Source organism: Pseudogemmobacter bohemicus, assembly GCF_003290025.1.
GTDB classification, from domain to species: domain Bacteria; phylum Pseudomonadota; class Alphaproteobacteria; order Rhodobacterales; family Rhodobacteraceae; genus Pseudogemmobacter; species Pseudogemmobacter bohemicus.
This window is the reverse complement of sequence record NZ_QNHG01000001.1, coordinates 432,144-451,433: the sequence shown is the minus strand read 5'-3', so window position 1 is coordinate 451,433 and position 19,290 is coordinate 432,144. Positions and strand designations below refer to the sequence as shown.

The window sequence follows — 19,290 nt, the reverse complement described above, 5'->3', positions numbered from 1 at the left end:
CCAGAGGCACGCAGTCATGTTCAGCCGTTTCAAAAAAGATGCTGCTCCAGGCAAGGCCACGGCCCCGGCAGGGGCTGGGGACAAGGCCAGGGCTGCGGCCGCTGCGGCGCCAGGCACCGTCAAGGTGACACGCCCGACCTCGATGATGGGCGGAAACCGCTCGCCGGCCGAGGCGATCCAGGTCGACAAGGAAGCCAAGCGGCGCAACCGGATGATGGAGCTCAAGCTTGAGATCCATAAGCGGCTGCTGGAAAACCTGAACCTCTCGGCGCTGGAACATGCCTCCGAGACCAGCCTGAAATCGGAAATCTCCGCCCAGACCGCCGAGGCGCTGGAAGAGCTTTCCGTGCCGCTGAACAGCAATGACCGCAATATCCTCGTGCAGGAGCTTTATGACGAGGTCATGGGGCTTGGTCCGCTGGAGCCTTTGCTGAAAGACGAGACGGTCAACGATATTCTGGTGAACGGCCCGAACCGCGTTTTTGTGGAACGGGCGGGCAAGCTGGAGCTGTCGGATATCACCTTCCGCGACGAACGCCATCTGATGCGGATCATCGACAAGATCGTTTCGGCCGTGGGCCGGCGCGTCGATGAATCGAACCCCTATTGCGACGCCCGTTTGCTGGATGGCTCGCGCTTCAACTGTATGGTGCCGCCGGTCGCCGTTGACGGCTCGCTGGTTTCCATCCGGAAATTCAAAAAGGAAAAGCTGAAGGTCGAGGATCTCGTCCGCTTCGGCGCCTTTACCGAGGAAATGGCCGCCTATCTTCAGGCGGCGGTGTCCACGCGCCTGAACATCATCGTCTCGGGCGGTACGGGTTCGGGGAAAACCACCACGCTGAACGCGCTGTCTTCCTTCATCGACAATACCGAACGCGTGCTGACCATCGAGGATACGGCTGAACTCCAGCTGCAACAGGTCCATGTCGGAAGGATGGAAAGCCGCCCTGCCAACGTCGAAGGCAAGGGCGCGGTGACACAGCGCGACTGTCTGCGAAACGCGCTCCGGATGCGTCCTGACCGCATCATCGTGGGGGAAACCCGCGGTGAAGAGGTGATCGACATGCTCCAGGCGATGAACACCGGCCATGACGGCTCGATGACCACGATCCACGCCAACAATCCGCGCGACGGCATCAGCCGTCTGGAAAACATGGTCGCCATGGCCGGGATCGAGATGCCGCTGAAAGCGGTGCGCTCTCAGATCGCCTCGGCTGTGAACCTGATCGTCCAGGCCTCGCGCCTCCAGGACGGCTCGCGCCGCATGACCTCGGTGACCGAAATCACCGGCATGGAAGGAGAGGTCATCTCGATGCAGGAAATCTTCCGCTTTGAGCGTCTGGGGGTCGAGCCATCCGGCAAGATCATCGGCCGTTTCAACGCCACCGGCATACGCTCTGCCCATTCCGAGCGCTTCCGCTCCTGGGGCTTCGATCTGCCGCCCTCGATCTACGAACCCATTTCCTAAGGCCAGGCCATGACCATTTCGATTGCGCCCCTCATCTATATCCTGATCTTCGTTGCCGTCATTGTACTGGTCGAGGGCATCTACCTCACGGTCTTCGGCAAGTCGATCAAGCTGAACAACCGCATCTCGCGCCGCCTGACGCTGCTGGAAAAGAATGGCAACCGCGAAGAGGTTCTGGCCCAGCTCCGCAAGGAGATGAACCAGCACCTGAACTCGCGGAATATTCCGCTTTATTCGATCCTTGCCAAAAAAGCGCAGCGCGCGAATATCGCTTTCTCGCCGGTGCAGCTGATCGGGCTGATGGGTGCGCTTGGCGTCTTTGCCTTCCTGCTGCTGACCATCGGCACCAGCGCCGAACTGGGGATCCGGGTTGTCGTCGCCATCGCGATGGGCATCGGCGGCATCTATGTCTGGGTCAATGGCAAGGCGAAAAAGCGGATGAACCTCATGGAGGAGCAGCTGTCCGACGCCATCGACCTGATGGTACGATCCCTGCGCGTCGGTCACCCCTTCTCGGCGGCGGTCAATATCGTCTCGAAAGAGGTTCCCGACCCCCTTGGCACCGAATTCGGCGTGATCGCCGACGAGGCCGCCTATGGCGCCGATATCTCGGAAAGCCTGAAAGCCTTTGCCGAACGGATGGACAGCCAGGATCTGCGCTTCCTTGCCGTGGCCGTGACCATCCAGCAGCAATCGGGCGGCAACCTGGCCGAGATCCTCGACGGTCTGTCGAAAGTGGTGCGCGCGCGGTTCAAGCTGTTCCGCAAAGTGCGCGCCATCACCGCCGAGGCGAAATGGTCGGGCATGTTCCTCTCGGCCTTCCCGATCCTCGCGCTGATTATGATCAACGTGATCCAGCCGAACTATTACGACGGCGTCAAGGAAACCCCGGTCTTCATTCCCGCCGCGCTTGTCGTCTGCGCTTTCCTCGTCATCAACGTGATCTTTATGAAGATCATGGTCAACATCAAGGTCTGAGGCACGGCCATGTTCCAATCCATCAATGATACGCTGACAGGGATGCTGGGTCCGCTGGGACCGCTGATCGCGATTGCGGGGATCGGGATCGTGCTGGTTCTGATCGCGCTGCCGACCATGCTGAAGAAACAGCGCGACCGTTTTGCCGAGCTGAGCCTGCAGGCCGGCACCCGCGGCGCGGGGGGGGCGGATGGCAAATCCAGCCGTCTGCGCCGGATGAGCGCGGGCGACCGTCTGGAAAAATACGCCCATCTGCTGGAGCCGCAAAAGGCCGAAGAGCTTTCCGCCCTGCGGCTCAAGCTGATGCGGGCGGGCTATCCCGACAAAGGGGCGGTGCGCCTTTTCCATGCCGCCAAGATGGTGCTGGGCCTTGGTGGTCTGGTTCTGGGCATGATCTACGCGCTGATGAACGCCACTGACGAGACCCCGACGACCACCTTGCTGCTTTACGGCGGTCTCCCGGGCGTTCTGGGCTATTACCTGCCGAAATACTGGGTGGAAAAGCGGGTGCAGACCCGCCAGACCGAGATCATCCAGGGCTTTCCCGATGCGCTGGACATGATGCTTGTCTGCGTCGAGGCCGGTCAGTCGCTTGACCAGTCGATCATCCGCGTCGGCAAGGAAAGCCGCGCCGGCTACCCTGCCCTTGCCGATGAATTCGACATGGTGGCGCATGAGGTCAAGGCCGGCAAGGAACGCACCCAGGTGCTGCGCGACATGTCCGACCGGGTCGGCATTCCGGATGTGGCCTCTTTCGTGACCACGCTGGTACAATCGGCGACCTTTGGTACGCCCGTCGCCGAGGCTCTGCGTGTCTATTCGGCCGATATGCGCGACAAACGTGTGATGCGGGCCGAAGAAAAGGCAAATATGCTGCCGACGAAGCTCACTCTTGGAACTATGATGTTCACAGTTCCGCCGCTGCTGATTATCCTGATCGGGCCTTCGGTCTGGGGTATCGTGACCATGCTGGGGCAAATGGGCGGCAAGTGATATCCGGATAAGAGTGTCGGTTTGAGATTTACGGGCAGTATTTTACTGATCGCGACATTGCTGGCCGCCTGTGGAGACACAGGCGGCTTTGGTCCGTCGCGCAACTCCCCTTTCGGGGTCAATCCAAAGGGCCAGGCCGTCGATGGGCTGGTCGTCGGCCACCGGCTGATGGCGGCCGGAGAGCCGGAACTGGCGCTGAAAGCCTATTACCGCGCGGCGGGCGAGGACGGGATCACCGTCGACACGCTTTCGGCCATCGGTTCGGCCAATCTGGCGCTTGGCCGCCTGGGACAGGCCGAACAGGTGCTGCGCGAGGCGCTGAAACAGGATGAAACCTTTGTGCCTGCCCTGAACAATCTGGGCGTTGTGCTGATGGAGCGCGGCAAACTGGGCGAGGCGCGGCTGGTCTTCCAGCAGGCCTATGCGCTGGACAGTGGCCAATCGGACTCGATCCGGGACAATCTCAAACTCGCTATCGCCCGAACCGAAAACCGGGTATATGATGACGCCAATGAGGTAGAGGGCGAGTTCCAGCTCGTGCGCCGCGACAAGGGGCAATATGTGCTTCTGACAGAGCTCTGAGGCGCCGCGCTAAAGACTGGGACCAGGCCTGAAATGGGCAGTAAAAGATAAAGGACGCAAAATGCGCCACCTGGTTTTTGCATCACTGTGCCTTGGCGGCGCAGTTCTTCTTGCCGGATGCCAGAAGAATTCCGACGCGCAGGTTCAGCGTGCGCTCAAGGACGTGAATGTCATTGATGAATCCAATCTCAATGACATCATGCTGACCGTCGGCGACCCGAACGAGTCCGTCGCTTATTTCCAGGGCGCCGTGCAGAAGGATCCCGGCCGGATCGACCTGATGCGCGGCCTCGGCAAATCGCTGGTGCGCGCCAGCAAGCCGATTGAGGCAGCCCAGGTCTGGGAACGGATCACCACCATGGAAGGCACCAATGCCGAAGACAAGGTGATGCTGGCCGATGCCCAGATCCGCGCCAATGAATGGGCCAAAGCCAAGGCGACGCTCGCGACCATTCCGCCCACCCATGAGACCTTTGACCGCTACCGGCTGGAGGCCATGGTCGCCGACAGCGACAAGAACTGGAAAAAGGCCGACAGTTTCTATGAAATTGCGGCGGGTCTGACCACGAAACCCTCGGGGATCTACAATAACTGGGGCTTCTCGAAGCTGACCCGCAAGGATTTCCCTGGCGCCGAGCGGCTGTTCGCGCAGGCGCTGACCTATGATCCGGGCATGTTCACCGCCAAGAACAACCTCGTCATGTCGCGCGCCGCTCAACGCAAATATGACCTGCCGGTGATCGACATGAGCCAGTCGGAACGGGCCGAGCTCTTGTACACCATGGCGCTGGCCGCGATCAAACAGGGCGATGTCTCGGTCGGCAAGGGCCTGTTGCAGCAGGCGGTCGACACCCATCCGCAGTATTTCGAAGCCGCAGCCCGCAGCCTGGCCGCACTCGACAACAATGTGTCCAACTGAGCCATGCCGATACCAACCCTTACACAAGCTCTGTGGTTCCTGCCCTTCTGCGTGCCGATCGCACTCTGGGTTTCGTATACCGATCTGAAATATATGAAGATCCGCAACAATGCCTGTCTGGCGATGATCGCGGTCTATGCGGTGATCGGCTGGCCTGCGATGGGGATGCATGCCTGGCTCTGGGGCTGGGCCATCATGGCGGTGGTGATCATCCTGGGCTTTTTCGGCAATGCCATCGGGTTGTTCGGCGCCGGTGACGCCAAATTCGGCGCCGCCATGGCCGGGGTCTTTTCGGGGGGCGATCCCTTCTTCATCGCCCTGCTCTATGCCGGCTGCTCGATCGTCGCGCTGGTGGGCCAGCGCGTGGTGCGCAAGCTGCCGGCGGTGCGCCGCATCGCCCCCGACTGGGTCAGCTGGAGCTCGAAGAAATTCCCCATGGGCCTTGCTCTGGCGATGATGCTGCTTTTGTACCTTCTCGCCGCCTTCCTGCCCAAAGGCTGACATTATTCCCTGCAAACTGCTGCTGGAACGGGCCGCTCTCTCCGGGGCGGCCCTTTGCTTTCCGGCGTGGCAAAAGGCGCGGACCGGGTATGGGCCCCTCAAAGGGGCTGAGTGCAGAAACAGGGGCGCGGATAATGAATGTGCAGCTGACAAATCCTGAAGGGGCCGCCGCCGGCGTAGCACCGCCGCCCTCGCCGCGGTCGCTGGCCGATACCGGCATCGGCATCGTCATGCTGCGCGATATCCTGCTGAAAACGATGTTCCGCACCAATCTCGACACCTGTTCCAAAATCGGCCAGGCGATCTCGCTGCCGGTGCCGCTGACGCAGGAACTGATCGACCTTGCCCGCAGCCAGCGCCTGCTGGAGGCGACCGGCACCATGCATGCCAATTCCGGCAATGAGATGGGCTATCAGCTTACCGATGCCGGCAAGGCCCGCGCGCTGGATGCGCTGGCGCAATCGGAATATTATGGCGCGGTGCCGGTGCCGCTGGATCAATATGGCGAGCAGATCAAGCGCCAGTCGATCCGCAACATCTCGCTGAACCGCGAGCAGCTGATGGGCGGCATGGGCGGGCTGATCCTGCCCCCCGACCTGATCGGCAATCTCGGCCCCGCCGTGACCTCGGGCCGCTCGATCCTGATGTATGGCCCGCCGGGCAACGGCAAATCCTCGATCTCGCACGGGATCCGCAAGGCCATCGGCGACAAGGTCTATGTGCCGCGCGCGATCGAATATTCCGGCCAGGTGATCTCGGTCTATGACCCGATCGTGCATGCCGCCGCCGAGGCCGCTGTCGATGACCCGAACTCCTTGCGCCGCACCTCGAACCGGTTCGACAACCGCTATGTCTATTGCGAGCGGCCCTCGGTGATCACGGGGGGTGAATTGTCGCTCGACATGCTCGATCTCGCCTATAATCCGGTGTCGCGCACCTATCAGGCGCCGTTGCAGCTGAAAGCGACCGGCGGCATCTTCATCATCGACGACCTTGGCCGCCAGGCGGAACCCCCGCAAAAGATCGTCAACCGCTGGATCGTGCCGCTGGAAGAAAGCCGCGACATCCTTGCGCTGCAATCGGGCGAGAAATTCACCGTGCCCTTTGACACGCTGGTGATCTTCTCGACCAACTTCCACCCGAACCAGATCTTCGACGGCGCGGCTTTGCGCCGGATCTTCTTCAAGATCATCATCGACGGCCCAAGCCAGGAGATGTTCCTGAAGATCTTCGCGATGGTGGCGCGCAAGAAGAAGATGCCGCTGGATGAAAAGGCGCTGATGTATCTGCTGAAGGTCAAATATCCGACCATCGACATGAATTTCGCGAATTACCAGCCGACCTTCCTGATCGACCAGATGATCGCCATGTGCCAGTTCGAAGGCATTCCGAACCAGATGACGCCCGAGCTGATCGACCGCGCCTGGGGCAATATGTTCGTGGCTCAGGCCGAATTCGCGCATTGATCCGACAGAGAGTGATCATGTTTTGCGCTGCCCGAAGCAAATTCGGGCAGCGCAAAACCGTTTGACGAAGCCGTTTCTTCCGCGCCTGATCCTGTCCGCCCCGCTTCCGGCGGGGCGGGGATTTGAGTATTTGGATCAAGGGGAAAGGGGCAGTTTTATTTTGCCTCGCCTCTTTGGCGGGGCGGGGCCGGAGCCTGCATCTCCGGTTGCGGCCAGAAGGGGGTACTGCCGCGACCGAGCCGAAAAGGCGGGCGGCCCGGGTGCGGCCACCGCCCCGCGAAGAATGCCAGCAGTTCCGGCGCCGCAGAGGCGGAAAAAGACCATTCACCCCACCTCTCCCCACCCTGCCGGGCGCCTTGCCCTTGCGCAGCGACGATCTTGTGAATAGATAGCCGCATCCGCTGATGGAGCCCTTGCCCGATGGAAACCTTTGTTCTCACAATCCACCTGATCCTTGCCTTGCTGTTGATCGGGGTGGTGCTGGTCCAGAAAAGCGAAGGCTCCGCGCTGCTCTCTGGCGGCGGCAATATGCAGGCCAGGGCCAAGCCAAATGGCTTTACCCGACTGACCTGGATCCTTGCCGGTGCTTTCATCGTGACCTCGCTGGCGCTGACCGTGCTGGCCACGCGCGGCTCGGGAAACAGCTCGGTGGTTGATGGCGTTCTGCCCCCGGCCACACAAGGCGAGAGCGGAAACCCGGGTATTTCGGGTATGATGCCGCCACCTGCTGCCGGCAGCGCCGACCCTGCCGCGCCGCCCGCCGCCACCGATCCGGCCGCACCGCCGGCCGAAACGGCGCCCGCTGAAACCGCTCCGGCTCAGCCCGCCGCCACCGATCCCGCCGCACCGCCGGCCGAACCGCCTCCGGCGGAAACGGAACCGGCACAACCGGCCAACTGATCCACCATCCCTTGACGGGTCACACCTGCCGCAAACAGGATCTTGCGGCAGGTGGTTGCGTTTTGGGGCGTATCAGGCTATTTGCCGAGTCCCGTGGTGATGCGATTCCACCGATCCGAATCGCCTGTTTCCAGAACTGCGGGAGTCCCCAATGGCGCGATACATTTTCATCACCGGCGGCGTGGTTTCGTCGCTCGGGAAAGGTCTCGCATCTGCGGCTCTGGGGGCCTTGTTGCAGGCGCGCGGCTATACGGTGCGGCTGCGCAAGCTCGACCCCTATCTGAATGTCGATCCCGGCACGATGTCGCCTTTCGAGCATGGCGAGGTCTTCGTCACCGATGACGGCGCCGAAACCGATCTCGACCTTGGCCATTATGAGCGTTTTACCGGCGTCTCGGCCCGGATGACGGATTCGATCTCCTCGGGTCGTATCTATTCCAATGTGCTGGAAAAAGAGCGTCGCGGCGATTACCTCGGCAAGACGATCCAGGTGATCCCGCATGTCACCAATGAGATCAAAGACTTCCTCCGCATCGGCGAGGATGAGGTCGATTTCATGCTCTGCGAGATCGGCGGCACCGTCGGCGATATCGAGGGGCTGCCCTTCTTCGAGGCCATCCGCCAGTTCATCCATGAACGCCCGCGTGGCGAATGCATCCTGATGCATCTGACGCTCTTGCCCTACCTGGCTGCGAGCGGCGAGCTTAAGACCAAACCCACCCAGCACAGCGTCAAGGAATTGCAGTCGATCGGCCTCGCGCCTGACGTGCTGGTCTGTCGCTCGGAACACCCGATCCCGGACCGGGAGCGTGAGAAGATCGCGCTTTTCTGTAATGTCCGCCAGGATGCGGTGATTCCCGCCTATGATCTGAAATCCATCTATGAGGCGCCGCTGGCCTATCACCGCGCCGGTCTTGACCAGGCCGTGCTGGACGCTTTCGGCATCGCCCCGGCGCCCCGCCCCAATCTCGACCGCTGGGAAGACGTGATGGACCGTCTGGACAATGCCGAGGGCGAGGTCCGCGTTGCGGTGGTCGGCAAATATACCCAGCTCGAAGACGCCTATAAGTCGATTGCCGAGGCGCTGACCCATGGCGGCATGGCGAACCGGGTGCGGGTACGCGCCGAATGGATCGACTCGACGCTCTTCGAAAAACAAGACCCCGCCGCCTGGCTGGAAAACTATGATGCGATCCTCGTCCCCGGCGGCTTTGGCGAGCGCGGCACCGAAGGCAAAATCAAGGCCGCCCAGTTCGCCCGCGAAAAAGGCGTGCCCTATCTCGGCATCTGCCTCGGCATGCAGATGGCGGTGATCGAATCCGCCCGCCACCTCGCCGGGATCGAGGGCGCCGGCTCGGAAGAATTCGATCACGAGAAAGGCGAGAAACGCTTCGTTCCGGTGGTCTATCACCTCAAGGAATGGGTGCAGGGCAATCACAAGGTGCGCCGCAAAGCCACCGATGCCAAGGGTGGCACCATGCGCCTCGGCGCCTATACCGCGCAGCTGGCGGCAGGCTCGCGCGTCGCCGAAGTCTATGGCGGCACTGTGATCGAGGAACGCCATCGCCACCGCTATGAGGTCGATATCCAGTATCGCGACCAGCTGGAAAAATGCGGCCTGACCTTCTCTGGCATGTCCCCGGACGGCAAACTCCCCGAGATTGTCGAGGTCCAAGGCCATCCCTGGTTCATCGGCGTCCAGTTCCACCCGGAGCTGAAATCGAAACCCTTCTCGCCTCACCCGCTTTTCGCAGATTTCGTTCGCGCCGCCAAAGACAGCGGCCGCCTCGTCTGAACCGCTCGTCTGAGCGGAACGCCGCCCCTTTCATCTGTCCGGAAATATCCCGGGGGGGGCTGCGCCAAAGGCGCAGGCGGGGGCAGCGCCCCCTCCCCGGCCAGCCAAAAGCAAAAGGGCGACCCTGCCGGGCCGCCCTTTTTCATTTGCCACTCTGAGAGAAAATCAGCGCTCAGCGCTCAGCGGCACCACCGCCAGATCACCAGCCGGTTCCGAAACCCAGGCCGAAACCGGCACCGCCAGCAAGAGCCCCACCGCCACCGGCAGGAACCAGATGCTCAGCATGCCAAGCGCGATCATCGCGCTCAGCATCACGCCAAGCCCCGTCTCCGCCGCGTGGAACTTCAACAAGGCCTTCAGGGGTATCCGCCCCGTCATATGCTGCGGCCAGCCGGTATCGGCGCCGGTCAGGGCGCGGAAAATGATCTTCGCATGGTGCAGCATCATCACCGGCGCGGACAGCACCGCCACCGCGGTCTCGACAAGCAAAAGCTTCAGGAACCCCAGCCGCTTGCCCTTCGCCACGCCCACCCGGCGCAGGTAATCGACCACGCCAAACACCCGGGGCGCGAACAAGAGGAAAATCACCGTTGCCGCCAGCCAGATCTCGATCCGGTCGGTGGCCTGACCGCTCCGGCCCTGATCCGCCATCGCCCAGAGAACCAGCATCATCACCAGAAGCACCGAGCCGATATAGGCCATGGCGCCCGAGAGGAAATGCAGCCGCGACACCCAATGCAGCCCCGGCACTTTCAACAGCCGCATATGCTGCAGATTGCCCTGGCACCAGCGCGCATCGCGCTTGATATGCGCCAGCAGGTTCGACGGCGCCTCTTCATGGCTGTCTGCCGCCTCGGGGATGATCCGCACACCCCAGCCGGCCCGGCGCAGCAGCGCCGCCTCGACAAAATCATGGCTCTGGATCACACCGCCCATCGGGCGGGGCCCCGGCAGATGCGGCAACCCGCAATTCGTCGCGAAAGCCTTCATCCGCACCAGCGCATTATGGCCAAGGAAATTCCCGTCCGAGCCGGTCCAGATCGCGAAACCACGCCCATGCGGGCCACCGTAAACGCGGCTGGCAAAGCTTTGCAGCCGCTGCCAGCGGCTCTCGCCGGCGCCGGTGATCGGCAGGGTCTGGGCCAGCGCACAGCCGGGATCGGCGACCAGCGTATCCGCCAGCGTCAGCACCGTCTCGCGCCCCATCACAGAATCCGCGTCAAGGATCAGCGCCGCATCATAGGCCGCACCCTGACGGGTGATCCAGTCGCGGACATTCCCTTGTTTGTAATCGGTATTCTTCAGCCGGTGGCGATAGGTGATCGCCAGATCCGGGCGGCTCGCGGTCAGTTTCGCAACCAAAGCCGCCTCATCCAGCGCCGCGCGGCCATTCCTTGTATCCGAGAGCACATGCAGCGAGAACCGATGCGCATGGCCCGGCGCCCGCAGACTGTCCAACAGCGCGACCGAGGGCGCCAGCGTCGCCTCCGGATCCTCGCCATACATCGGCAAAAGGATCGCGATCCGAAGACCCGGCGCAGCCGCATTGGCCTTGGCCGGCGCACGCCAGAACAGGCCGAAGAAGGACGAGACAACCGACATCGCCATCCAGAACACCGCAAAGCCCGACAGCACCGCCAGCATCAGATCAGCGGGTGTAAAGGCACCATCCGCCGCCAGAACCCTGCCGGTCGTATAGCCGAAACCGGCGGCAAAAGGCGGCGGCACAATCAGAACGGCGGCGCGGGCCAGCCGGGAATGGCTGCGGATCGGCCCGCCTTCCCGCGCGGCCGGGTCATGCCATGCCCGGTCGAGCGCCTGATCGGGCATCGACAAGGGCGCCGGCAGCGTAACCGGACGGAAGCCATATTGCGGACGAAAGGCACGGGACATGTTCAGGCCACCCAACGATAAAGCCAGACTTCGCCAACCATGGTCACGCCACCGCGCCACAGCTCTACACGGAGTTCCACCGCATTCTCCTCGGGAAGGATCAGTGTCACATCGACCCGCATCCCGCCGGTCGCGACATTTTTCTGGATCAGCGTACCGGTCACCTCACCCGCCGAGGTGGTCACGCGCGCCTCCAGCGCTCCCGGATCAGACCCAAGCGCCGGATGCGCCTCGTAGTCGATCGCGAACATGCGGCCGTCTTCGAACACCCGGTCGCCCTGGCGCGACGCAATCACCCGGGCCTTTTCGCCGTCAACCGGCGGCGCGCCATCGGCCCAGTGCAGGCGGTAAGCGAAACGGGTCTCGGCTCCGGCCTCCATCGGGGCCTCGGGGCGCCAGAAGGCGACGATATTGTCGTAGATTTCCTTATCCGCCGGTATCTCGACCAGCACGACCGAGCCCTTGCCCCAATCGCCTTTGGGTTCGACCCACAATGACGGCCGGCGCTCATAATGCGCGGCGAAGTCGTTATAGCTGCCCGGGTCGCGGGCGCGCTGCATCAGGCCGAAACCGCGCGGGTTCTCATCGCCGAACCAGGACGTCTCGACCGATTTCGGATTGTTCAGCGGGCGCCACAAGAGATCGCCGCCACCGGTCGCCACCAACAGCCCGTCGCTGTCATGCACGCCTTCGCGGAAATCGTCAAAAGCCAGCCGGTTCATATCGTTGAACAGGAACATCGAGGTGCCGCAGGCCAGCCCCGGCGCGGTCAGCGTCACGCGGGGGAAGATCACCGCATCGACATCCATCGTGGTGACAGCGCCCTTGCGGATCGCGAAACGATAGGCGCCGGTAACCGACGGGCTGTCCATCAGCGCCCAGACCACCGCCTCTTCGTCATGCAGCTTGCCCTCTTCGATCCAGAAACGCCGGAAGAGCGGGAATTCCTCGGGCTGATCCGGCGAGGCGGTGTTCAGCGCGAAGCCGCGTGCCGAAAGCCCGTATTGCTGGCCCTTTGCCACCGCGCGGAAATAGGTCGCGCCCTGGAAGACGGCATATTCCTGGAAGCTGCCTTTGGTCTCGATCTCGCCCGTGAGGCGGAAGCCGGAGAAACCGGTGCCGGTTTCCGGGAGTTCGGGAAAACGGTCGGTGCGCACGAACAGGTCATAGTCGAACAGGATCTCGCGCGCCTCGCCCTGCGAGACGGCGTAAATCCCGACCGGATAATGCTGGTAAAGACCCGCCACGAACATCTCGGCCCGGACCGGGCTTTCCGATGCACCAAACACCGCATGTTTGCCATCGAACCAGATCTCGCGGATCTGGTCATAGGTCAGGCCCTTCCATTCCGGCGAAATCTCGGCCGGTGCCTCATAGGGCTGTTCGGCCATGGCGCGGGCCAGGGCCTCGACCATGCCATCGGCAAAGGGTTCGGCCGCACCGAGCTTGACGCCTTCGGGCGTGACGGCTCCGCCTTCTGACAGCTCTTCGGCACGAGCAGAGCGCGGCAGCACCCCCGCCGCCGCGATGGCCAGCGCCAGGCCAAGCGCGCCGCGCCGGTTCAGCGCGCCCGTGGAGAAAAGATCGGATAGGGTCGTGGTCATGCCTTGGCTCCCTGAGCCGGCAATACGCTGCCGGTCTCATGCAATTGCGGCGCCTGGACCGGCACCGGATCGGGTGCGGCAGTGGCGCTCATATGGCGTTTCCAGCCCTGCCCTTTGAACCAGGCGGCGATGCGCGCCGTCAGCCAGATCAGCAGGATGCCGGTAAGATTGATGGCCGGCGTCACGATCACGCCCGGGCCGAAGAGATAAAGGAAGGCGCCCAGCACCCGCGCCAGCACCATCGACACCGCAAAGACCGCCAGCGATTGCCGCCCGATATCGGTGACCATGCCAACAAGGCGCGGCCAGTCGGCGGCCAGGCCGCGCAGCCGCGCGCCCTTTTCGCCCGCCAGCGCCCAGGCCAGATAGGCGAGGCTGAGGAAATGCAGATAGCGCAACAGGCCAAAGCCGGTCTTGTCGTAAAGCAGGCGCCATTCATTGCGCCAGTCCTGCAGGATCGTCGATTTGCCGATCACCACATGCCAGGCGAAAGGCACGGTCAGGATCACCACCGCCAGCGCCAGCACCACCAGCTCACGCCGCAAGGGCGGCGCCGGAAGCCAGCCGGACATCAGCGCGAAACCGGTGAAGAAGACCAGCTGCCAGGCGAAGGGGTTGAAGAACCAGGGCCGGGTCGAATTGTTGACAAACCACCATTCGGCCGGCAGCCAGAGGCTCCCGGTGGTGCCGCAAAGCCAAAGGACGACCGAGGCCGCCAGCGCCAGCCGCGGGTCGATCTTTGCCAGCGCCACCATCACCGGAATCAGCGCCAGCAGCACCATATACATCGGCAGAATGTCGAAATAATTCGGCACATAGGTCAGCGTCATCAGCCCGAAGAAATTCGACGCGGTGTTTTTCAGGAAGGGGTAGAGGTTCAGCGCGCCGACCTCATCGCGGGGGATGATCCCCGACATATTCAGCGACAGCATCGCGAAAACCGCGATCAGGAAGACGCCGATATGCACCCAATAGACCTGCCAGATGCGGTAGAAGATGCGCCCCGTCCCTACCAGCCAGCCGGCGCGGTGAAAGATCACCCCGTAAGCCAGCGCAGAGGCCATGCCCGAGGAGAAGACGAAAATCTCGGTCGAATCCGAGAATCCGAACCGGCCCGGCATCCAGAGGGTCCAGGGGTTGTCGGTGATATGCGCGATGAGGATGACGATCATCGCGAGGCCGCGAAAGAAATCCAGCCTGATGTCGCGTTCCCGCCGCTCACCGCCTGTGAGGTTTCCCGTGGGAATGGCGGTCACTGGTCTTTCGCTCACGTCGCGCCTCTGCACCTTGTGCTGGCTGGCAGCCCGTGACTGTCAGGACATCCTGACCGCCGGTTTCCGCCTTGCTGGGCGACCCTTTTGCCCCGGGTGCGAATCGCAGTATTTCGCACCCGCAGCATCGGGATCATCGGGCGATTCGATACTGCTGCGGCACATTTCCTTCAACTGATAAGTGTTTGAAAACACCGGATCGTGCGGGAAACTACGACCAACGGGCAGGTCTTTGTGCAGCTTTCCGCCGATCATGCGGATTCTGCCTCTGCAAAAAAGATGTGATGGAACCGTTTCCGGTTTCAGGTTCCGCAAAAAGTCACATAGCGGCCGAAACTCTGCGGCGCGGGCAGCGCGTAATACTCCGCCCCGGCAAATGGGTTCTGCACCGCAGCCAGCAGCGCGCGGAACGGGGCCAGATCACCCTCTGTCGCGGCTGAAAGCGCCTCTTCCACCCGGTGGTTGCGGGGGATCACCGCCGGATTGGCGGCGCGGATGCGCGCGGGCGCCTCCGCAGCCAGCCGCGCCTGCCAGCGCGGCAGCCAGGCCTCCATCTTCGTGAAATCCTCAAACAGCGCTTTCAGCGGCACCGGGTTACCCCCGGCCCAGTCGGCCAGCCGGCGGAAGGTCAGCGTCCAGTCGGCGCCGGTCATGGCGGTCAGCAGATCGTCGATCAGCGCGCCATCGCCCGCCTCTTCGCCCGACAGCGCCAGCTTGCGCCGCATCACCCGCAGCCATTCGCGCCGGTAAAGGCCCGCAATGCCCTCCAGCCGCTCGTTCAGGATCTGCACGCCGCTCTCCTCATCGCTGGCGATCAGGGGCAGCAATGTCTCTGCCAGCCGCGCGAGGTTCCAGGCGAGGATCAGCGGCTGATTGGCATAAGCATAGCGCCCCTGGCGGTCGATCGAGGAAAACACCGTGCCGGGAGAATAGGCCTCCATGAAAGCACAGGGGCCATAGTCGATGGTCTCGCCGGAAATCGCCATATTGTCGGTATTCATCACACCATGGATGAAACCAAGCCCCATCCATTCGGCGATCAGCGCCGCCTGGCGGGTGGCAACATGATCGAAGAACGCGAGGTAACGCTCTGGCGTATCAGGGATTTCCGGATAATGCCGCGCAATGGCATAATCGGCCAGCGCCTTCACCTTCCCACCATCGCCACGCGCGGCGAAGAACTGAAAGGTGCCGACGCGGATATGGCTCGCCGCCACCCTTGCCAGCACCGCGCCCGGCAAAAGCGCACCATCGCGCGGGATCCGCTCGCCGGTGGTGACCACGGCCAGCGCGCGGGTGGTGGGGACGCCAAGCGCCGCCATCGCCTCGGAAATCAGATATTCGCGCAGCATCGGCCCAAGCGCCGCCTTGCCATCCGCCCCGCGCGAAAATGGCGTCCGGCCAGAGCCTTTCAGCTGCAGATCCCAAAGCCTGCCATCCGCCCCCCGGAACTCGCCCAGGAGATGCGCCCGCCCGTCCCCCAGCGAGGGGGAAAATCCACCGAACTGATGCCCGGCATAGGCCAGCGCCACCGGATCGGCGCCTTCGGGCCGGAGCGCGCCGGAAAACCAGGCCGCGCCCTCAGCGCCAAGCTCTGCCACATCCAGCCCAAGCGAAAGGGCCAGCGGCTCATTCAGCGCGATCAGCGCCGGCGCCGGCGCGACATCGGGATCGTGACGCAGGAAGGTTCCGGGAAGCCCGGTGATATAGCTGTGCTCGAACCGCATGACCAGGATGCTCCCCGCTTGCCCTTGCCGCAAGATAAGCGCGGCACGGCGCGAATGCAAAAGGCCCCCTCGGGAGGGGGCCTTCCAGATCCTCTCAGGCGCGGCTCAGCCGCCCATCTGCCCGGCAGCCGTCGCCAGCGCATCGGCCATCTGCTTGCAGACATCGGCCACGTTGCCGCCCTGGGATTCGAGCTGGGTCAGATCCTGCTCGACCCCACCAACCGAAAGCATGCCGGCCTTGCCCTTGGCATAGGCCTCGTCGCCCTTGGTGGTATCGGTCGCAGCGGGCAGCATCGCCATCATCTTGGTCTGGGTCTCGACAGCGGTGCCGTCGATATGGCCCTCGGCCTGGCAATATTCCAGCAGACCCAACTGGTTGCGCGCCGCAGCCACGGCATCATCCATCCCCTGCGCCATCACCGGCGCGGCAAGAAAGGAAACCGCCAGGGCGGCCGAAGTAAGAACCAGAGACTTACGCATATCAAACTCCACAATTCTGGACAGGACGTTGGCACCGGATCGCGGCGCCACACCCGGGCAAACTCACATCCTCTTTCGCCCCCTGCAAGACAGGAACCCATTGCACCGAAGCCTGAGGCAGCGGGATTTCGCTACTTGACCGCCATTTGCCGCGACATTCCGCCGACCGGCTCAGGCGTGAAAATCGCTCTTGCCAAGGAAATCGACAAAGGCGCGCAGCGCCGCGCTCATATTGCGCGACGTGGGCCAGATCACACTGACCGGCAGTTCCGGCAACCCGTAGCGGGTCAGGATCGGCACCAGACGCCCCTCGGCCAGATCGGTTGCCACCTGAAAGCCGACGGTCAGCGCAATCCCCTGCCCGTCCAGCGCGGCAGTGCGGATCATATCGCCGTTATTGGTGGAAAAAGCGGGCGTCACCTTCTGATGGATCACCTCTTCGCCGCGGCGGAACGGCCAGGTGCCGGCGCTTTTGGAATTGGTGTAATAAAGGATGCGATGCCCGGCCAGATCGGCCGGCTCTTCGGGCGAGCCATGTTCGGCCAGATAGGCGGGCGAGGCGACCAGCACCGTATCGACCTGGCACAGGTGCCTGGCGCGCATCGCGCTGTCTTCCAGCATCCCCACCCGGATCGTCGCGTCAAACCCCGCCGCGACCGGATCGACACAGCCATCGTCAAGCGACAGGTCCAGCCGCACATCGGGAAAGGCTTCCATAAAGCGCATCACATGCGGGTTCAGCACCTGCAGCGTGAAGGAGACCGGCGCACCGATCCGCAGCTTACCCGCCACCCGTCCAACCCCCTGGCGGACAGAATCCTCGGCCTCATCCAGATGTTGCAGAATTGCGCGCACCTGTTCGAAATAGGAACGCCCCAGCTCGGTCGGGCTGAGTGAACGCGTCGAGCGCGTCAGCAGCTGTGCGCCCAGCCGCGCCTCAAGATCCGAGACATATTTGCTGACAAGGCTGCGCGAGACCCCCATCCGCCGGGCAGCCCCTGCAAAGCTGCCCTCCTCGATAATATGAACATAAGTGCGCAGAACCGCCGTATCCATTACACATTCCCGGTTTCCGGTGAGTTTTATGGATCGGATTTAAGCAGTCCCCCCCCTGCCGACAACCAGAGGCAGCGCGTTGCCTCTGTGCGGCAAAGCGCGAATGTCACACCAATGTTACTCTCTGCCCTCCCCTCGCGAGGGCGGAGTCCCGTCTGCCAGGCACCGGGCCGGCACCGGGCTGACACGCCCGATATGAAAAAGGGGCGGCCGCGATTGCAGCCTCCCCTTTTCCCATCAGACCGCATCCGCGATCAGATCCCGGGCCTCAGCCACGGCCTTTGCTGGTATCGCGCGGGCCGGCCGGGATTTTGGTCACTTCGACCGGGGTGGTGCGCTCAAGACCCAGCTGATGACGCTCTTTGCTGGATTTGACCTGGGCAGCCGGCACTTCGATGATTTCCGGAGCGGCGCGGGTGATTTCCGGAGCCGGCAGCGCGGCCAGCGAGAACTGGGTCGAAGCAGCGATCACGGCGGCGGCGGTGGCGATGGTTGCGAAGCGTTTCATTTTATTATCCTTTCGGGTGTCTGTGACGCTGTTCTGCGTCGGATGAGAGGGATATAGACCCGTGCATCCACAAACATCAGATCCGATTTATCGACATCTGTGTTCATCTATGCTGATCAATCCCGGCACCCCCCGCCCCGCATCACCCGCACAGACCCAGACACTGCCCCGGAAGCCGAAATCGTCATCAGGGTGTTACACAAATGCAGGATTGCCGTTACCAGACCAGCATATCCCGGCTGGCGAAGGCCGACTCGCCGGTCTGCACATCAGGAGTGATCCATGAAAACCGTGAAACTCGCCGTCTCTGTCCTTGCGATGGCTGCAACTGCCTCGGCAGCCAATGCCCGCGACCAGATCCAGCTGTCGGGCTCTTCGACCGTTCTGCCCTACGCCACCATCGTCGCCGAGGCTTTCGGTGAGAATTTCGACCACCCGACCCCGGTTGTCGAAGGCGGCGGTTCGGGCGGCGGCCGTAAGAAACTGTGTGAAGGCGTCGGCGAAAACACCATCGACATCGCGAATTCCTCCTCGCGCATCTCGCAATCGGATATCGACCTCTGCGCCGCCAATGGCGTGGCCGAGATCCTCGAAGTCCGCATCGGCTATGACGGCATCGTCTTCGCCTCGGCCGTTGATGGTCCGGAATTCGCCTTCACCCCCGCCGACTGGTACAACGCTCTGGCCGCCGAAGTCGTGAAAGACGGCGCGCTGACCGCGAATACCAACAAGACCTGGGCCGATGTGAAAGCCGATTTCCCGGCGCAAAACATTCTCGCGATGATCCCGGGCACCAAACACGGCACCCGCGAAGTGTTCGACCAGAAAGTGCTGGAAGTCGGCTGCAAGGCCACCGGCGCCTATGACATCTGGTTCGCTGCCGCTGAAGGCGATGACGCAGCCAAGAAGAAGGCCGCAACCGCAGGCTGCCACAAGCTGCGCACCGACGGCGTGTCAGTCGATATCGACGGCGACTATACCGAGACCCTGGCCCGCCTCGACGCCGACAAGAACGCCATCGGCGTCTTCGGCCTGAGCTTCTACCAGAACAACACCGACAAGCTGCGCGTCGCCACCATCGACGGCGTGGTTCCTTCGGTGGAATCCATCGCGGCCGGCGAATACCCGATCTCGCGCCCGCTTTATCCC

General features: G+C 62.9%; 18 protein-coding genes. 10 read left to right on the top strand and 8 right to left on the bottom strand.

From position 1 onward, the window contains the following. Positions 1–16 precede the first annotated feature (16 nt). From DRF71_RS02065 to DRF71_RS02025, 9 genes are all read left to right on the top strand, one after another. On the top strand, positions 17–1,468 hold the full coding sequence (locus DRF71_RS02065) for a CpaF family protein (protein WP_112308954.1): 1,452 nt from the start codon (positions 17–19) through the stop codon (positions 1,466–1,468). Between the two features lie 9 nt (positions 1,469–1,477). Then, positions 1,478–2,446 carry a type II secretion system F family protein gene (locus tag DRF71_RS02060; protein WP_112308953.1) on the top strand — a complete coding sequence of 323 codons (969 nt, stop codon included), beginning with the start codon at positions 1,478–1,480 and terminating at the stop codon, positions 2,444–2,446. A gap of 9 nt (positions 2,447–2,455) precedes the next feature. Further along, complete coding sequence (locus DRF71_RS02055; protein WP_112308952.1) at positions 2,456–3,439, top strand: type II secretion system F family protein; 984 nt, start codon at positions 2,456–2,458, stop codon at positions 3,437–3,439. Positions 3,440–3,460: 21 nt separating this feature from the next. Beyond that, the gene (locus tag DRF71_RS02050; RefSeq protein WP_408634513.1) at positions 3,461–4,021 is read left to right on the top strand and encodes a tetratricopeptide repeat protein; all 561 of its coding nucleotides are present in this window, start codon (positions 3,461–3,463) and stop codon (positions 4,019–4,021) included. Positions 4,022–4,082: 61 nt separating this feature from the next. Continuing rightward, positions 4,083–4,940 carry a tetratricopeptide repeat protein gene (locus tag DRF71_RS02045; protein ID WP_112308951.1) on the top strand — a complete coding sequence of 286 codons (858 nt, stop codon included), beginning with the start codon at positions 4,083–4,085 and terminating at the stop codon, positions 4,938–4,940. Positions 4,941–4,943: 3 nt separating this feature from the next. Continuing rightward, entirely contained in the window at positions 4,944–5,441 is a 498-nt protein-coding gene (locus tag DRF71_RS02040; protein WP_112308950.1) for a prepilin peptidase, read from the top strand. Positions 5,442–5,575: 134 nt separating this feature from the next. After that, a complete protein-coding gene (locus DRF71_RS02035) occupies positions 5,576–6,907 on the top strand; it encodes an ATPase (protein WP_112308949.1) in 1,332 nt (443 codons plus the stop codon). A 420-nt stretch (positions 6,908–7,327) separates the two neighbouring features. Then, complete coding sequence (gene secG, locus DRF71_RS02030; protein ID WP_112308948.1) at positions 7,328–7,807, top strand: preprotein translocase subunit SecG; 480 nt, start codon at positions 7,328–7,330, stop codon at positions 7,805–7,807. Between the two features lie 151 nt (positions 7,808–7,958). Then, a complete protein-coding gene (locus tag DRF71_RS02025) occupies positions 7,959–9,602 on the top strand; it encodes a CTP synthase (RefSeq protein WP_112308947.1) in 1,644 nt (547 codons plus the stop codon). Between the two features lie 165 nt (positions 9,603–9,767). Here DRF71_RS02025 and mdoH read toward each other — a convergent pair whose 3' ends face one another. The 8 genes from mdoH to DRF71_RS01990 all read right to left on the bottom strand — a co-directional run bounded on the left by mdoH (position 9,768) and on the right by DRF71_RS01990 (position 18,141). Next, positions 9,768–11,495, bottom strand: a complete 1,728-nt coding sequence (gene mdoH, locus DRF71_RS02020; protein ID WP_112308946.1) for a glucans biosynthesis glucosyltransferase MdoH — start codon at positions 11,493–11,495, stop codon at positions 9,768–9,770. 2 nt (positions 11,496–11,497) lie between these two features. Then, positions 11,498–13,099, bottom strand: a complete 1,602-nt coding sequence (locus tag DRF71_RS02015) for a glucan biosynthesis protein (RefSeq protein WP_112308945.1) — start codon at positions 13,097–13,099, stop codon at positions 11,498–11,500. Next, on the bottom strand, positions 13,096–14,370 hold the full coding sequence (locus DRF71_RS02010) for an OpgC family protein (protein WP_157970877.1): 1,275 nt from the start codon (positions 14,368–14,370) through the stop codon (positions 13,096–13,098). Before DRF71_RS02010 ends, DRF71_RS02015 begins: the two co-directional genes overlap by 4 nt. 42 nt (positions 14,371–14,412) lie before the next feature. Continuing rightward, the gene (locus DRF71_RS27110; RefSeq protein ID WP_157970876.1) at positions 14,413–14,625 is read right to left on the bottom strand and encodes a hypothetical protein; all 213 of its coding nucleotides are present in this window, start codon (positions 14,623–14,625) and stop codon (positions 14,413–14,415) included. A 47-nt stretch (positions 14,626–14,672) separates the two neighbouring features. Further along, the gene (locus DRF71_RS02005; RefSeq protein WP_408634523.1) at positions 14,673–16,103 is read right to left on the bottom strand and encodes a protein adenylyltransferase SelO; all 1,431 of its coding nucleotides are present in this window, start codon (positions 16,101–16,103) and stop codon (positions 14,673–14,675) included. A gap of 99 nt (positions 16,104–16,202) precedes the next feature. Then, positions 16,203–16,577, bottom strand: coding sequence for a pore-forming ESAT-6 family protein (locus tag DRF71_RS02000; protein WP_198672040.1), 375 nt, complete (start codon positions 16,575–16,577; stop codon positions 16,203–16,205). Positions 16,578–16,748: 171 nt separating this feature from the next. Next, positions 16,749–17,633, bottom strand: a complete 885-nt coding sequence (locus DRF71_RS01995; RefSeq protein ID WP_112308942.1) for a LysR family transcriptional regulator — start codon at positions 17,631–17,633, stop codon at positions 16,749–16,751. Between the two features lie 268 nt (positions 17,634–17,901). Next, positions 17,902–18,141: a hypothetical protein gene (locus DRF71_RS01990; protein WP_112308941.1), complete on the bottom strand. Its 240-nt coding sequence runs from the start codon at positions 18,139–18,141 to the stop codon at positions 17,902–17,904. A gap of 282 nt (positions 18,142–18,423) precedes the next feature. On the opposite strand from DRF71_RS01990, the gene DRF71_RS01985 reads away from it, so the two are divergent. Beyond that, positions 18,424–19,290 (top strand): substrate-binding domain-containing protein (locus tag DRF71_RS01985; protein ID WP_112308940.1); only part of this gene is annotated, 867 nt, incomplete at its 3' end.

Coding starts and splice junctions, on each gene's coding strand:
- DRF71_RS02065 (WP_112308954.1), top strand. CDS start 17: ATGTTCAGCCGTTTCAAAAAAGATGCTGCTCCAGGCAAGGCCACGGCC.
- DRF71_RS02000 (WP_198672040.1), bottom strand. CDS start 16,577: ATGCGTAAGTCTCTGGTTCTTACTTCGGCCGCCCTGGCGGTTTCCTTT.
- DRF71_RS02055 (WP_112308952.1), top strand. CDS start 2,456: ATGTTCCAATCCATCAATGATACGCTGACAGGGATGCTGGGTCCGCTG.
- DRF71_RS01990 (WP_112308941.1), bottom strand. CDS start 18,141: ATGAAACGCTTCGCAACCATCGCCACCGCCGCCGCCGTGATCGCTGCT.
- DRF71_RS02060 (WP_112308953.1), top strand. CDS start 1,478: ATGACCATTTCGATTGCGCCCCTCATCTATATCCTGATCTTCGTTGCC.
- DRF71_RS02040 (WP_112308950.1), top strand. CDS start 4,944: ATGCCGATACCAACCCTTACACAAGCTCTGTGGTTCCTGCCCTTCTGC.
- DRF71_RS27110 (WP_157970876.1), bottom strand. CDS start 14,625: ATGATCGGCGGAAAGCTGCACAAAGACCTGCCCGTTGGTCGTAGTTTC.
- DRF71_RS02025 (WP_112308947.1), top strand. CDS start 7,959: ATGGCGCGATACATTTTCATCACCGGCGGCGTGGTTTCGTCGCTCGGG.
- mdoH (WP_112308946.1), bottom strand. CDS start 11,495: ATGTCCCGTGCCTTTCGTCCGCAATATGGCTTCCGTCCGGTTACGCTG.
- secG (WP_112308948.1), top strand. CDS start 7,328: ATGGAAACCTTTGTTCTCACAATCCACCTGATCCTTGCCTTGCTGTTG.
- DRF71_RS02035 (WP_112308949.1), top strand. CDS start 5,576: ATGAATGTGCAGCTGACAAATCCTGAAGGGGCCGCCGCCGGCGTAGCA.
- DRF71_RS01995 (WP_112308942.1), bottom strand. CDS start 17,633: ATGGATACGGCGGTTCTGCGCACTTATGTTCATATTATCGAGGAGGGC.
- DRF71_RS02045 (WP_112308951.1), top strand. CDS start 4,083: ATGCGCCACCTGGTTTTTGCATCACTGTGCCTTGGCGGCGCAGTTCTT.
- DRF71_RS02015 (WP_112308945.1), bottom strand. CDS start 13,099: ATGACCACGACCCTATCCGATCTTTTCTCCACGGGCGCGCTGAACCGG.